Source organism: Nocardioides kribbensis (assembly GCF_015070375.1).
Taxonomy (GTDB): domain Bacteria; phylum Actinomycetota; class Actinomycetes; order Propionibacteriales; family Nocardioidaceae; genus Nocardioides; species Nocardioides kribbensis.
This window is the reverse complement of record NZ_JADCLL010000009.1, coordinates 190,390-204,582: the sequence shown is the minus strand read 5'-3', so window position 1 is coordinate 204,582 and position 14,193 is coordinate 190,390. Positions and strand designations below refer to the sequence as shown.

The 14,193-nt window shown below is 71.8% G+C and carries 13 protein-coding genes; 7 read left to right on the top strand and 6 right to left on the bottom strand.

The features are described 5' to 3' along the window. Positions 1 to 204 precede the first annotated feature (204 nt). From pstC to IR170_RS18080, 7 genes are all read left to right on the top strand, one after another. Entirely contained in the window at positions 205 to 1,098 is an 894-nt protein-coding gene (gene pstC / locus IR170_RS18110; RefSeq protein ID WP_228942507.1) for a phosphate ABC transporter permease subunit PstC, read from the top strand. A 4-nt stretch (positions 1,099 to 1,102) separates the two neighbouring features. Continuing rightward, positions 1,103 to 2,185: a phosphate ABC transporter permease PstA gene (pstA, locus tag IR170_RS18105; protein WP_193666297.1), complete on the top strand. Its 1,083-nt coding sequence runs from the start codon at positions 1,103 to 1,105 to the stop codon at positions 2,183 to 2,185. A 29-nt stretch (positions 2,186 to 2,214) separates the two neighbouring features. Further along, positions 2,215 to 2,994 (top strand): phosphate ABC transporter ATP-binding protein PstB, encoded by a 780-nt coding sequence (gene pstB / locus IR170_RS18100; RefSeq protein ID WP_193666296.1) that lies wholly within the window; start codon positions 2,215 to 2,217, stop codon positions 2,992 to 2,994. Positions 2,995 to 3,062: 68 nt separating this feature from the next. Next, a complete protein-coding gene (locus IR170_RS18095) occupies positions 3,063 to 3,431 on the top strand; it encodes an ArsR/SmtB family transcription factor (protein WP_227489522.1) in 369 nt (122 codons plus the stop codon). Beyond that, positions 3,428 to 4,579, top strand: a complete 1,152-nt coding sequence (arsB, locus tag IR170_RS18090; RefSeq protein WP_227489521.1) for an ACR3 family arsenite efflux transporter — start codon at positions 3,428 to 3,430, stop codon at positions 4,577 to 4,579. Before IR170_RS18095 ends, arsB begins: the two co-directional genes overlap by 4 nt. Before the next feature lies 1 nt (position 4,580). Next, complete coding sequence (locus IR170_RS18085; RefSeq protein WP_193666295.1) at positions 4,581 to 4,982, top strand: arsenate reductase ArsC; 402 nt, start codon at positions 4,581 to 4,583, stop codon at positions 4,980 to 4,982. Between the two features lie 38 nt (positions 4,983 to 5,020). After that, positions 5,021 to 6,136 (top strand): NAD(P)-binding domain-containing protein, encoded by a 1,116-nt coding sequence (locus IR170_RS18080; RefSeq protein WP_319805156.1) that lies wholly within the window; start codon positions 5,021 to 5,023, stop codon positions 6,134 to 6,136. 16 nt (positions 6,137 to 6,152) lie between these two features. On the opposite strand, the gene IR170_RS18075 is transcribed toward IR170_RS18080, so the two are convergent. From IR170_RS18075 to IR170_RS18050, 6 genes are all read right to left on the bottom strand, one after another. After that, entirely contained in the window at positions 6,153 to 6,794 is a 642-nt protein-coding gene (locus IR170_RS18075) for a DUF4396 domain-containing protein (protein ID WP_193666294.1), read from the bottom strand. A gap of 100 nt (positions 6,795 to 6,894) precedes the next feature. Beyond that, complete coding sequence (locus tag IR170_RS18070; RefSeq protein ID WP_193666293.1) at positions 6,895 to 8,580, bottom strand: ribonuclease J; 1,686 nt, start codon at positions 8,578 to 8,580, stop codon at positions 6,895 to 6,897. Between the two features lie 72 nt (positions 8,581 to 8,652). Beyond that, positions 8,653 to 10,230, bottom strand: coding sequence for a peptide chain release factor 3 (locus IR170_RS18065; RefSeq protein ID WP_056863411.1), 1,578 nt, complete (start codon positions 10,228 to 10,230; stop codon positions 8,653 to 8,655). Beyond that, positions 10,227 to 11,231, bottom strand: coding sequence for an inorganic phosphate transporter (locus tag IR170_RS18060; protein WP_056863412.1), 1,005 nt, complete (start codon positions 11,229 to 11,231; stop codon positions 10,227 to 10,229). Before IR170_RS18060 ends, IR170_RS18065 begins: the two co-directional genes overlap by 4 nt. A gap of 7 nt (positions 11,232 to 11,238) precedes the next feature. Then, the gene (locus tag IR170_RS18055; RefSeq protein WP_228942510.1) at positions 11,239 to 11,859 is read right to left on the bottom strand and encodes a DUF47 domain-containing protein; all 621 of its coding nucleotides are present in this window, start codon (positions 11,857 to 11,859) and stop codon (positions 11,239 to 11,241) included. Between the two features lie 69 nt (positions 11,860 to 11,928). Continuing rightward, the gene (locus IR170_RS18050; RefSeq protein ID WP_056863414.1) at positions 11,929 to 14,073 is read right to left on the bottom strand and encodes an RNA degradosome polyphosphate kinase; all 2,145 of its coding nucleotides are present in this window, start codon (positions 14,071 to 14,073) and stop codon (positions 11,929 to 11,931) included. Positions 14,074 to 14,193: the final 120 nt, after the last annotated feature.

Here is a 14,193-nt window from a genome sequence, read left to right as displayed (position 1 = left end):
GGGGGGGCGGGCCCGGGGGGGCCCCGCACCCCCGACCCACGCAGGCGGCACCGTCGCTCGCGATCCGGCACAATCGACCCGCACACCAGCACCACACGGCAGCACGAGCGGCCCCGACGGGGCCACCGAACCAGGGGGACCCAGGTGACCAGCACCAGCACCGAGCCACGTGGGGGGCCGACCGAGCCCCTCGAGGACCAGGTGGTGAGCCGACGCGGCGACGTGGTCTTCGCCGGCCTCGCCCGCGGAGCGGGCCTGCTGATCATGCTGGCCCTCGCCGGCGTGGCGCTCTTCCTGCTCCTGCAGAGCATCCCCGCCTTCTCGGCGAGCGGCGACCAGGCCTACGGCAAGGACAACATCGTCCTCTACGTGTGGCCGCTGCTCTACGGCACCGTGATCGCCGCGGTGATCGCGCTGATCATCGCCACCCCGCTGGCCATCGGCGTCGCGCTCGTCATCTCGCACTACGCGCCGCGCCGCCTGGCGCGCTACATCGGCTACGCCATCGACCTGCTCGCCGCCGTGCCCAGCGTCGTCTACGGCCTGTGGGGCCGCGAGACGCTGCAGTCCTGGGTCTTCCCCGTCTACCAGTGGCTGGCCGACAACCTCGGCTTCATCCCGCTCTTCGCCGGCCCGGTGACCACCGGCCGCACGATCCTCACCGCCGGCGTCGTGCTCGCGGTGATGGCGCTGCCGATCATCACCGCGCTGTGCCGCGAGGTCTTCGCCCAGACCCCGCGCATGCACGAGGAGGCCGCCCTGGCCCTCGGCGCCACGCGCTGGGAGATGATCCGGATGACGGTCTTCCCCTACTCCCGCTCGGGGGTCACCTCGGCGGTCATGCTCGGCCTGGGCCGTGCGCTCGGAGAGACCATGGCCGTGGCGATGGTGCTGGCGGCCTCGGGCGTCATCACGATCAACCTGATCTCCTCGCAGAACCCTTCCACGATCGCCGCGAGCATCGCGCTGAACTACTCCAACGCCTCCGGCATCAAGACCAACGTGCTGATCTTCGGCGGGCTCGTGCTCTTCGTCGTGACCTTCGCCGTCAACTTCCTCGGCCGCTGGCTCGCCGCCCGCGGCCAGGCCAAGGGGTGACCCCGTGACCGATCTCCAGACCCGTCCCTCGCCGGCCCCCGGCGAGAGCATCACCCTGACCCGCCCGCAGCTGCCCGGCTGGGCCCCGGCCGTCGCCGCCCTGGTCGCCTTCGGCCTGGCCGCGCTCGTCGGCCTGCTGCTGGGCTGGGGCCCCGTGCCGGTCGTCGTGGTCGGCTGGATCCTGCTCGTCGTGGCCCTCCCGGCCTGGTCGACCGCCGTCGAGGGCTCGCGCAAGGGCACCGACCGCCTGGTCACCACCGTCGTGTGGACCACCTTCGCCGTGGCGATGATGCCGCTCGTGGCCGTGATCTGGGAGGTGGTCAGCCGCGGCGCCCCGGCGCTGTCGGTGGAGTTCCTGACCTTCTCCCAGGACGGCGTCCTGGGAGAGGGCGGCGGCATCTACCACGCCATCATGGGCACGCTGATCATCACCGCGATCGCCACGGTGATCTCGGTGCCGATCGGCGTGCTGGCCGCGATCTACCTCATCGAGTACGGCAAGGGCAGCCGGCTGGCCCGCGTGCTGACCTTCCTGGTCGACGTCATGACCGGCATCCCCTCCATCGTGGCGGGCCTCTTCGCACTGGCCCTCTTCACGCTCATCTTCGGCCCCGGCACCCGCATGGCCATCGGCGGCTCGATCGCGCTGTCGGTGCTGATGATCCCCATCGTGGTGCGCGCCACCGAGGAGATGCTCAAGCTGGTGCCCGACGAGCTGCGCGAGGCCTCCTACGCGCTGGGCGTGCCGAAGTGGCGCACGATCACCAAGGTCGTGCTGCCCACCGCCATCGGCGGCATCATCACCGGCGTCACGCTCGCCGTCGCCCGGGTGGCGGGGGAGACCGCGCCGCTGCTGCTCATCGTCGGCACGCTGCGCTCCACCAACTTCAACCCCTTCGAGGGCAGCATGGCCACCCTTCCCGTGCTGATCTTCTCCGAGGCGACCCGCGGCGGACTCGCGGAGTACGTCCCCTTCCAGGTCGAGCGCGCCTGGGGCGCGGCGCTCGTGCTGATCACCATCGTGATGCTGCTCAACGTCATCGCCCGCGTGCTCGGCAGCTTCTTCGCCCCCAAGACCGGCCGCTGACCGCGGCACCCTGAGAGGACCCACCCGTCATGGCCAAGAGCATCGACGTCTCCGACCTGGACATCTACTACGGCGACTTCCTCGCCGTGCAAGGCGTGACCATGTCCATCAAGGCGCGGGCGGTGACCGCGCTGATCGGCCCCTCGGGCTGCGGCAAGTCGACCTTCCTGCGCTCGCTGAACCGCATGCACGAGGTCATCCCCGGCGCCCGCGCCGAGGGCAAGGTCGTCGTCGACGGCCAGTCGCTCTACGACCCGTCGGTCGACCCGGTGGCCGTGCGCCGCCAGATCGGCATGGTCTTCCAGCGGCCCAACCCGTTCCCCACGATGTCGATCTACGACAACGTGCTGGCCGGCAACCGGCTCAACGCCAAGCGGATGAAGAAGGCCGAGGCCGACACCATCGTCGAGCGCTCCCTCAAGGGCGCCAACCTCTGGAACGAGGTCAAGGACCGTCTCGGCAAGCCCGGCATGGGCCTCTCGGGCGGCCAGCAGCAGCGGCTGTGCATCGCCCGCGCGATCGCCGTCGAGCCGCAGGTGCTGCTCATGGACGAGCCCTGCTCGGCGCTCGACCCGATCTCGACCTCGGCCGTGGAGGACCTCATCCACGAGCTCAAGGCCGACTACACGATCGTCATCGTCACCCACAACATGCAGCAGGCGGCGCGCGTCTCCGACGACACCGGCTTCTTCAACCTCAAGGCGACCGGGGAGCCGGGCCACCTGGTGGAGTTCAACCCCACCAAGAAGATGTTCACCAACCCCGACATGGAGTCGACGGAGTCCTACATCTCCGGTCGCTTCGGCTGAGCCGGGGCGGGGCGGGGCGGGGCGTCCGGCGGGTGGCGGACGGCATCGACATGTGTCAATATTGACGCATGTCGATGCATGAGAGCCTCGCTCCCGACCCGGACGACCCGCTGGCGTGCTGCACCCCGCTGGCGCGCGAGCCGATCTCCGACGAGCAGGCCGGTCAGCTGGCGCCGCTGCTCAAGGCGATCGCCGACCCCGTGCGGCTGCGGCTGCTGTCCATGGTGCTCTCCCACGAGGGCGCCGAGGCGTGCGTGTGCGACCTGCTGCCCGCCTTCGACCTCTCCCAGCCGACCATCAGCCACCACCTCAAGGTGCTGCACGACGCCGGCCTCCTCGACCGCGAGAAGCGCGGCGTGTGGGTCTACTACCAGGCCCGGCCCGCGGCGATGGCCGCCCTCGGCTCGCTCTTCGACGCAGCAGGGGTGCCCGCATGAGCGCCTTCTCGACCCCGCCGTCCACCCCGCCGCCGACCCCGCCCGGCACCGCGGCGCAGGAGGACCCCCGCGACGGTGCCGTCATCGCGAAGCTCTCCACCCTCGACCGGTTCCTGCCCGTGTGGATCGGGGTGGCGATGGTGGTCGGTCTCGTGCTCGGCCGCTCCGTCGAGGGTCTCGACGACGCCCTCTCGGCGGTCGAGGTCGACTCGGTCTCGCTGCCGATCGCGGTCGGGCTGCTGGTGATGATGTACCCCGTCCTGGCCAAGGTCCGCTACGACCGGCTCGGCACGGTGACCTCCGACCGTCGGCTGCTCGCGGCCTCCATCGGGCTGAACTGGGTGGTCGGCCCCGCGCTGATGTTCGCACTGGCGTGGCTGATGCTGCCCGACCTGCCGGAGTACCGCACCGGCCTGATCATCGTCGGCCTGGCCCGCTGCATCGCCATGGTCCTCATCTGGAACGACCTGGCCTGCGGCGACCGCGAGGCCGCCGCCGTCCTGGTCGCGATCAACTCGGTCTTCCAGATCGTGGCCTTCGCCGCGCTGGGGTGGTTGTACCTCGACCTGCTGCCCGGCTGGCTCGGCCTGGAGCAGAGCGGCCTGGACGTCTCGGCCTGGGAGATCGCGAAGTACGTCGCGATCTTCCTCGGTGTGCCGCTGGTGGCCGGCTGGCTCAGCCGGGTGCTGGGGGAGCGCGCCCGCGGCCGGGAGTGGTACGAGTCGACCTTCCTGCCCCGGGTGGGCCCGCTGGCGCTCTACGGCCTGCTCTTCACCATCGTGGTGCTCTTCGCCCTCCAGGGCGACACGATCAGCAGCCGCCCCGGCGACGTCGCGCGGATCGCCCTGCCCCTGCTGGCCTACTTCTTCCTCATGTTCGGCGTCTCCTTCGCCCTGGGCCACCGCCTGGGCCTGGGCTACGAGCGCACGGCCACGCTGTCGTTCACCGCGGCCGGCAACAACTTCGAGCTGGCCATCGCCGTGGCCATCGGCGTCTTCGGCGTCACCAGCGGCCAGGCGCTGGCCGGCGTCGTCGGCCCGCTCATCGAGGTGCCGGTGCTGGTCGCCCTCGTCTACGTCGCGCTCTGGGCGCGCCGTCGCCTCTACCCCACCCCCACCCCCGACCCCGCCCACTCCCAGGAGTCCTGACATGACCACCACGCCCGAGGTCCTCTTCGTCTGCGTGCACAACGCGGGCCGCTCGCAGATGGCCGCCGCCCTGCTCCAGCACCACGCCCAGGGGCGGGTCAAGGTCCGCTCGGCCGGCTCGGCGCCGGCCGACACGATCAACCCCGCGGTCGTCACCGTGATGGACGAGCTCGGCATCGACGTCTCCGCCGAGGTGCCCACCAAGCTGCTCACCGAGGACGTCGCGGCCTCCGACGTCGTCATCACCATGGGCTGCGGCGACGCCTGCCCGATCTTCCCCGGCAAGCGCTACGAGGACTGGGCGCTCACCGACCCGGCCGGCAAGGGCCCCGACGAGGTGCGCGCGGTGCGCGACGAGATCGACCAGCGCGTGCAGAAGCTGCTCGCGGAGCTGACGGCCTGACCACGCCGCCGCGCGGAGGGCTGCCCGCCGCCGTCGACGTGGTCGTCGTCGGCGGCGGGCAGTCGGCGCTGGCCGCCGCCTACCACCTCGTGCGCGCCAACCGCCGGCGCGAGCGCCCGGTGACCTTCGTCGTGCTCGACGACCGCGCGGCGCCCGGGGGCGCGTGGACCGAGGGCTGGTCGAGCCTGCGGCTCTTCTCCCCGGCGGCCTACTCCTCGCTGCCCGGCTGGCCGATGCCTCCCTGGAGCGGCCCCGGCACCCCGCCGGCTGCCCACGTCCGCGACTACCTCGCCGCCTTCGAGGCCCGCTACGCCCTGCCCGTGCTGCGGCCCGTGCGGGTGCGGGAGATCGACGCGAGCGACCCCCGCACGGTGCTCGTGCGCACCGACGCCGGGGACGTGCGTGCCCGGGCCGTGCTCAGCGCCACCGGCACCTGGAGCCGCCCCTTCCGCCCCGCCTTCCCGGGCGCCGAGGACTTCGGCGGACGGCAGCTGCACACCGTCGACTACCACGGCCCCGCCGGGTACGCCGGGCGCCGCGTGCTCGTCGTCGGCGGCGGCAACTCCGCGGCCCAGGTGGCCGCCGACCTGCTGCTGGCCGACCCTGCGCCCGCGCGGGTCGTCTGGGCCGCTCGCGAGCAGCCCCGCCTGCTGCCCGACGACGTCGACGGCCGCGCCCTCTTCGAGGCGGCCACCCGCGCGGTCGCGGGCGAGGGCCCCGGCGTCGGCGGCCTCGGCGACGTGGTCGCCGTCGCCAGCGTCCAGCACGCCCGCGACCGGCGCGGCCTGCGCGCCGTACCGCTGCCGGAGCGGCTGACGCCCACCGGCGCCCGCTGGGCCGACCCCGGTGGCAGGGGAGCCCGGGAGGAGGCCCTCGACGTCGTCGTCTGGTGCACCGGCTTCCGGCCCGCGCTCGTGCCGGTCACCGGGGTCGGGCTGCGCCGCGTCGACGGGCACCCGCTGACCCGGGCCGACCACCCGACGGTCTCCGCCGACGACCCCCGGCTGCTCTTCGTGGGCTACGGCGACTGGACCGGCGCGGCCAGCGCCACGCTCATCGGCGCCAACCGCTCGGCCCGCGACGCCGTCGGGCACCTGACCGAGCTGCTGGACCGGCCCGAGGAGCAGGTGCCCGGCCCCGGCCGGGACGCCTGAGCCCCCGGGCGCGAGGTCAGGCGGTCGCCACGCCGCGCCGCTCGGCGAGCCACCGCACCACGGGGTAGCCGGTGACCAGACCCAGCACCACCCCGAGCTGCATGAGGAACCAGAAGGCGCCCTCGGACGCCGGCGGCATCAGCTCGGCGAGGTGGAGCAGCACCATCCAGCCGCCCATGCCGACGTCGAAGGCCAGCACGGTCAGCACCGCCGCGAACGCCGCCGTGCCCACCGGGGTGCCGAGGGTGGCCCGCTCGTGGACGACGAGCAGAGCGATCGCCAGCGCACCGATGACCAGGATCATCACCCACAGGTCGATGCCCGCGATGGTGAGCCCGGAGGCGACCACCAGCGGCACCCCGACCAGGTGGGCGAGCGCGGAGGCCGACCCGCCGGGCAGCCCCTCGACCGCGGTCGGCAGAGCACCGTCGGTCCGGTCGGCCGGGTCGCGGTGACGGCGCCACAGCAGCAGCGCGAAGGGTCCGAGGTAGAGCCCGGAGCAGATCCACACCACGTCGAGGGTGCGGGTGCGCTGGCGGTGGCCGCGCAGCAGGACGTCGACGGCGATCACCGCGGCCGTCGCCAGCGAGAGGGCCAGGAACACCCAGGCGAGGGGGGTGACCCAGTCGGGGACGCGGTCGTTCATCGGCATGTCCATCAGGGCGCCCACGGTAGCCGCGTGCCCCCAGGACGCCACCGGCGCGGCACCGTCCTCCTGGGACGGCGCCGCGCCGGTGGTCGTGCTCCTGGCCGGTCGCTCAGGCGTCGATGACCAGCGGGATGATGAGGGGGCTGCGGCGGAAGGTCTTGTGCGACCAGCGGCCGATGTCGCGGCCCAGCATCTGCTCGAGCTGCTGGGAGTCGCCGATGCCCTCGGCGGCGGCGCGGGCCAGGGTGCGCTCGATGACCTTGACCGCGGGGTCGAAGGCGTCGGGGGCGTGCTCGAAGCCGCGCACGAGGAAGTCCGGCGGGTCGGCCAGCTCGCCGGTGTCGGCGTCGACGATGGCGAGCACCGTGACGACGCCCTCCTCGGCGAGGGTGCGCCGGTCCTTGAGCGTGGCCTCGGTGACGCCGCCGACGGTCTGGGCGTCGACGTAGACGTTGCCGCAGCGCACCTTGCCGACCACCGAGGCCTTGCCGTCGACGAGGTCGACGACCACGCCGTCCTCGGCGAGCACGACGTTGGCGGGGTCCATGCCGGTGCTGATGGCCAGGTCGGCGTTGGCGCGCAGGTGGCGGTACTCGCCGTGCACGGGCATGACGTTGCGCGGCTGCACGACGTTGTAGCAGTACACGAGCTCGCCGGCGCTGGCGTGGCCCGAGACGTGCACCTTGGCGTTGCCCTTGTGCACGACGTTGGCGCCCCAGCGGGTCAGGCCGTTGATGACGTTGGAGATGGCGTTCTCGTTGCCCGGGATCACCGAGCTGGCCATGAGGATGGTGTCGCCCTCGCCGATGCGGATCTTGTGCTCACGGCTGGCCATGCGCGACAGCGCGGCCAGCGGCTCGCCCTGCGAGCCCGTGCAGACCAGGGCGGCCTTGTGGGGCGGCAGCTTCTCGAGCTGGTCGAGCGGCACGATGAGGCCGGGAGGCACGGTGAGGTAGCCCAGGTCCTGGGCCACGCCCATGTTGCGCACCATCGAGCGCCCGACGAAGGCGACCTTGCGCCCGTGGGCGTGGGCGGCGTCGAGCACCTGCTGGATGCGGTGCACGTGGCTGGCGAAGCTGGAGACGATGACGCGGCGCGGGGCGGTGCGGAAGACCTGCTCGATGGCCGGCAGCAGCTCGCGCTCGGAGGTGGTGAAGCCGGGCACCTCGGCGTTGGTGGAGTCGGTGAGGAAGAGGTCGACACCCTCCTCGCCGAGGCGGGCGAAGGCGCGCAGGTCGGTGATGCGCCGGTCGAGGGGGAACTGGTCCATCTTGAAGTCGCCGGTGTGCAGCACCATGCCCGCGAAGGTGCGGATGGCGACGGCCAGGGCGTCGGGGATGGAGTGGTTGACCGCGACGAACTCGAGGTCGAAGGGCGCGTAGGAGCGGGTCTCGCCCTCCTTGACCTCCACCAGCACCGGCTGGATGCGGTGCTCCTTGAGCTTCTCCTTGATGAGGGCGAGCGTGAGCCGCGAGCCGACCAGCGGGATGTCGGCCCGCTCGCGCAGCAGGTACGGCACGCCGCCGATGTGGTCCTCGTGGCCGTGGGTGAGCACGACGGCGACGACGTCGTCGAGACGGTCGCGGATCCACTCGAAGTCGGGCAGGATCACGTCGACGCCGGGCTGGTGCTCCTCGGGGAAGAGGACGCCGCAGTCGACGATGAGCAGCTTGCCGTCGTGCTCGAAGACGGTCATGTTGCGACCGACCTCGCCGAGGCCGCCGAGGGCGACGACGCGCAGGCCCTTGCGGGGCAGGCGCGGCGGGCGCTTCAGCTCGGGATGGGGGTGACTCATGGGTGCTCCTTCAGGGTGGTGCTGGCGATCGCGGGAGGGCGGCGCGCGTGCTCACCGACGCGGGTGCGTCGGTCAGGTGCTGGCCGGGAGCTCCTCGATCAGGATGTCGGGGTGGTCGCGGGCCACGGTGTGGGCCCGCCACTTGTCGGGGAAGAGCACGATGTGGGCGCCGTCGGCGCGCTCGAGGACCTCGATCTGCCGCACACCGCGCAGCACGTCGGCGTCCTCGGCGCGGGTGCGCCGCGCGATCGTGTAGCTCAACGAGTCCATGGTGACGGGTGCGTTGAACTCCGTCTCCATCCGCGCCGCCACGACCTCGAACTGCATCGGGCCGACCGCGGCGAGCACGGGGTTCTGGTCGCCGCGCACCGTCGAGCGCAGCACCTGGACCACGCCCTCCTGGTCGAGCTGCTCGATGCCGCGGCGGAACTGCTTGTAGCGCCCCGACTCCTTGGCGCGCACGCTCATGAAGTGCTCGGGGGCGAAGGTCGGGATGGCAGGGAACCGCACGGCGGGGCCGTCGTGGATGGTGTCGCCGACCCGCAGCGCGTTGGCGTTGACCAGGCCGATGATGTCGCCGGGCAGGGCGGTCTCGACCGAGGAGCGCTCACGGCCGAAGACGGCCTGGGCGTACTTGGTGGCGAAGGGCCGACCGGTGGAGGCGTGCTTGACCACCATGCCGCGCTCGAAGACGCCCGAGCAGACCCGGGCGTAGGCGAGCCGGTCGCGGTGGGCGGAGTCCATGCCGGACTGGACCTTGAAGACGAAGGCGCTGAAGGGCTCGTCGACCTCGCGCACGCCGCCCGCCTCGGTGGGCGTGGCGTGCGGGGGAGGGGCGAGCTCGAGCAGCCGCTCGAGGATCTGGGCGACCCCGAAGTTGAGCAGGGCCGAGGCGAAGAGCACCGGGGTGGTAGCGCCGTCGAGGAAGCGCTGCTGGTCGTGGTCGGCGCCGTCGGCCGAGAGCAGCTCGTGCTCCTCCTGGGCGGTGGTCCAGGCCTCGCCCTCCTCGGCGGCGGCCTGCTCGGCCGGCAGGTGCTGCTCGGGGGCGCGGGTGGAGCCGCCGGCGGTGCGCAGGTAGCGGATGAACTCCCCGCTGCGCCGGTCGAGCACCCCGCGGAAGTCGCCGGCGATGCCGACCGGCCAGGTCAGCGGGGTGGGCCGCAGACCGATCTGCTTCTCGATGCCGTCCATCAGCTCCAGCGGGTCGAGGCCGGGGCGGTCCCACTTGTTGATGACGGTGATGACCGGGATGCCCCGCAGGGCGCAGACCCGGAAGAGCTTGAGGGTCTGCGGCTCGAGGCCCTTGGCGGCGTCGACCAGCATGACGGCGGAGTCGACGGCCGAGAGCACGCGGTAGGTGTCCTCGGAGAAGTCGGCGTGCCCGGGGGTGTCGACCATGTTGACGACGTGGTCGGCGTACTCGAACTGCAGCGCGGCGGAGGTGATGGAGATGCCGCGGTCGCGCTCCATCTGCATCCAGTCCGAGACGGTGCCGCTGCGCCCGGCCTTGCCGTGCACGGCGCCGGCCTCGGTGATCACCTGGGCGTGCAGCACCAGCGCCTCGGTCAGCGTCGACTTGCCCGCGTCGGGGTGGCTGATGATGGCGAAGGTCCGGCGGGGCCGGTGGTCGTCGGAGAGAGGTCGGCTCATGGCAGCTGGAAGACGTACTTGCAGAGGAAGTAGAGACCCGCGGCGACGGCGCCGGCCGCGGGGAAGGTCAGCACCCAGGCGGTGACGATGGAGCGGGCCACGCCCCAGCGCACGGCTGAGAAGCGCTTGGTGGCGCCGGCGCCCATCACCGCGGAGGTGATGGTGTGCGTGGTGGAGATCGGCGCCTCGAAGACGAAGGCGGTGGTGTAGAGCACGCCGGCGGCCACGGTCTCGGAGGCGAAGCCGCGGGCGGGGTCGAGGTGGATGATGCGTCGGCCCAGGGTGCGCATGATCCGCCAGCCGCCGGCCCACGTGCCGGCCGAGATGGCCGCGGCGGCGGCCAGGATCACCCAGATCGGCAGGTCGTCGTCGGCGCCGGCGTACCCGCCCGTGACCAGGGCCAGGAAGATCACGCCCATCGTCTTCTGGGCGTCCTGGAGGCCGTGGCCCAGCGCCATGGCGGCCGCCGAGAGGGTCTGGGCGATCCGGAAGCCGCGCATGGTGCGGTGGGGGTTGCGGCGCCGGAAGCCCCACATGATGCCGAGCATGAGCAGGAAGGCCGCGGCGAAGCCGAAGAGCGGCGAGGCGATCATCGGCAGGATGATCTTGTCGACCACGACGTCCCACTTCACCACCGAGCCGGAGGCCAGCGCCGCGCCGACCAGGCCGCCGATGAGGGCGTGGGAGGAGGAGGAGGGCAGGCCGTAGTACCAGGTCAGCAGGTTCCACGCGATGGCCCCGAGCAGGCCCGACATCACGATCACCAGCCCGTGGGACCCCCCGGACTCCGGGGTGATCACCGAGCCGACGGTGTTGGCGACCTCCTGGCCGAGGAAGGCGCCGATGAAGTTCATGATCGCGGCCATGCCCAGCGCGACCCGAGGGGTCAGCGCCCGCGTCGACACCGAGGTGGCGATGGCGTTGGCGGCGTCGTGGAAGCCGTTGGTGTAGTCGAAGACCAGGGCGACGACGACGACCGCGATGACGATCGCGAGGTCCATGAGGGGCTCAGGACTCCTTGACGGCGATCTGCTCGACGGTGTTGGCGACCCGCTCGAAGGCGTCGATGGCGGCCTCGAGGCCCTCGACGATGTCCTTGAGCTTGAGCACCTCCATCGCCTTGTACTCCCCGGAGAAGAGGTGGGCGAGGATCCGTCGGTGGTTGCGGTCGCCGACGTTCTCGAGCCGGTTGATCTCGATCCAGTACTCGTCGAGCGACTGCATCGAGCGCAGGTTGGGCATCGCGGCGGCGGTGATCTCCGCGCAGCGCTGGAGCACGTCGACCTGGTCGGTCAGCAGCTCGGTGGGCATCGCCTTGACCTCGTAGAGCATGAGCATGTCGACGACCTCGTCCATGCAGTCCATGACGTCGTCGAGGCCCGAGGCCAGCGCGTAGATGTCCTCGCGGTCGAAGGGGGTCACGAAGGTCTGGTTGACCCGGCGGATGATCGCGTGGGTCGTCTCGTCGGCGGCGTGCTCGGCCTCCCGCATGCGCGAGGCCACGTCGGCGAGGTCGGCGGTGCCGTCGAGCGACTCGGCGAGCAGGCCCGTGCCGACCAGCAGGTGCTGGGCCGACTCGGAGAACTGGTCGTAGAACGCCGTCTCGACCGGCCGGAAACGCAAACCCACGGAGAACTCCTGGTGAGGAGGAAAAGAACCGTCGGCCATGCTAGGCGCTAGGGGGCCCCTGCGGGAAAGTCAGGTGCTCTGGCGCCGCCGGCGCTGCCCCTCGATCAGCTTCTCCTGCAGGTGCACCGGGCCGTGGTTGCGCGTCCACGTGCCGTCGCTGTCGAGCAGCCAGGCGTCGGTCTCGGGGTCGAAGGCGATGTCGAGCACCCGGTCGATCTCGGCCAGGCTCTCTTCGCCGGGCAGGCGCACCAGCACCTCGACGCGGCGGTCGAGGTTGCGGTGCATCATGTCGGCCGAGCCGATCCAGGCCACCGGCTCGCCGCCGTTCTCGAAGCGGAAGACGCGGCTGTGCTCCAGGAAGCGGCCCAGCACCGAGCGGACCTCGATGTTCTCCGACAGGCCCGGCACGCCGGGGCGCAGCGAGCAGATGCCGCGCACCAGCAGTTGCACCGGCACACCGGCCTGCGAGGCGAGGTAGAGGGCGTCGATGACCGCCTCGTCGACGACCGAGTTGGCCTTGAGGCGGATCCGCGCGGGACGACCGGCCAGGTGGTGGCTGATCTCCTGGTGGATCTGCTCCACGAGGCCGAGACGCACCGAGTCGGGGGCCACGAGCAGCTCGTCGTAGGAGGCGTTGCGCGACCAGCCCGAGAGGTTGTTGAACAGGTGCGCGACGTCCTCGCCGATGCGCTCGTCGGTGGTGATGAGGCCCAGGTCCTCGTACATCCGCGAGGTCTTGGGGTTGTAGTTGCCCGTGCCGATGTGGGTGTAGCGGCGGATGCCGTCGGGCTCGTCGCGCACCACCATCGCCAGCTTGCAGTGGGTCTTGAGGCCCACGAGGCCGTAGACCACGTGGCAGCCGGCCTGCTCGAGCTTGCGCGCCCAGCGGATGTTGGCCTGCTCGTCGAAGCGGGCCTTGATCTCCACGATGACCAGCACCTGCTTGCCGGCCTCGGCAGCGTCGATGAGGGCGTCGATGATCGGGGAGTCGCCCGACGTGCGGTAGAGGGTCTGCTTGATCGCCAGCACGTGCGGGTCGGCGGCGGCCTGCTCGATGAAGCGCTGCACCGAGGTGGCGAAGGAGTCGTAGGGGTGGTGCAGCAGCACGTCGTGGCGCCGCGCGGCCTTGAAGACGTCGACCGGGGCCGCCGACTCGACCTCGGCGAGGCGGTAGTGGGTGGTCGGCACGAACGCGGGGTACTTCAGCTCCTCGCGCGCGATGTCGGCGATGCCGTGCAGGCCGCGCAGGTCGAGCGGGCCGGGCAGGTGGAAGACCTCGTCCTCCCTGACCCCCAGCTCCTCCTTGAGCAGCTCCAGCACGCCGGGGGAGATCGACTCCTCGACCTCCAGGCGCACCGGCGGGCCGAAGCGGCGGCGCAGCAGCTCCTTCTCCAGCGCGGCCAGGAGGTTCTCGGCGTCGTCCTCCTCGACCTCGAGGTCCTCGTTGCGGGTGACGCGGAAGGTGTGGACCTCGAGGATGTCCATGCCGGGGAAGAGCCGGCGCAGGTGCTCGCCGATGACGTCCTCCAGCGGCACGAAGCGCTCGTTGCCCAGCGGCACGAAGCGGCTGAAGATCGGGGGCACCTTGACCCGGGCGAAGTGCTCCTTGCCGGTCTTGGGGTTGCGGATCAGCACCGCGAGGTTGAGCGAGAGGCCCGAGATGTAGGGGAAGGGGTGGGCCGGGTCCACGGCCAGCGGGGTCAGCACCGGGAAGATCCGGTCCTTGAACATCCGCTTGCACTGCTTCTGCTCCTCGCGGTCGAGGTCGTCCCAGCGCACCAGCTCGATGCCGTGGTCGCCCAGCGCGGGCACGATCTCGTCGCGGAAGAGGTGGGCCTGGCGCTCGCTGAGCTCGCGCGTGGTGGTCCAGATGTGGTGCAGCACGTCGCGCGGCATGAGGCCGCTGGCCGCGCGCACGGCCAGGCCCGCGGCGATGCGCCGCTTGAGGCCGGCCACGCGGACCATGAAGAACTCGTCGAGGTTGCTGGTGAAGATGGCCAGGAACCGGACCCGTTCGAGCAGCGGCAGGTCGCGGTCCTCGGCCAGCTCCAGCACGCGCTGGTTGAAGCGCAGCCAGCTGAGCTCGCGGTCGAGGAACCGGTCGTCGTACTTCTCCACCGCCGCCAGCGCCTCGTCGTCGGGCACGTAGGGCGGCTCGACGTCGAAGGGCTCCTCGGGCGCGGCGTCGTGGCTCTCGACGATCTCGGCGGACATGGGGCCAGTGTGGCAGTCGCGCGTGAACGGGAGGTGTCTCGCGCGACGGCTCGCGAGATCGGGGCGCAGGACCGGTGCGCGGGGCCGGTGCGCGCCGGTTTCGCCGCGCGACGCGTGCGG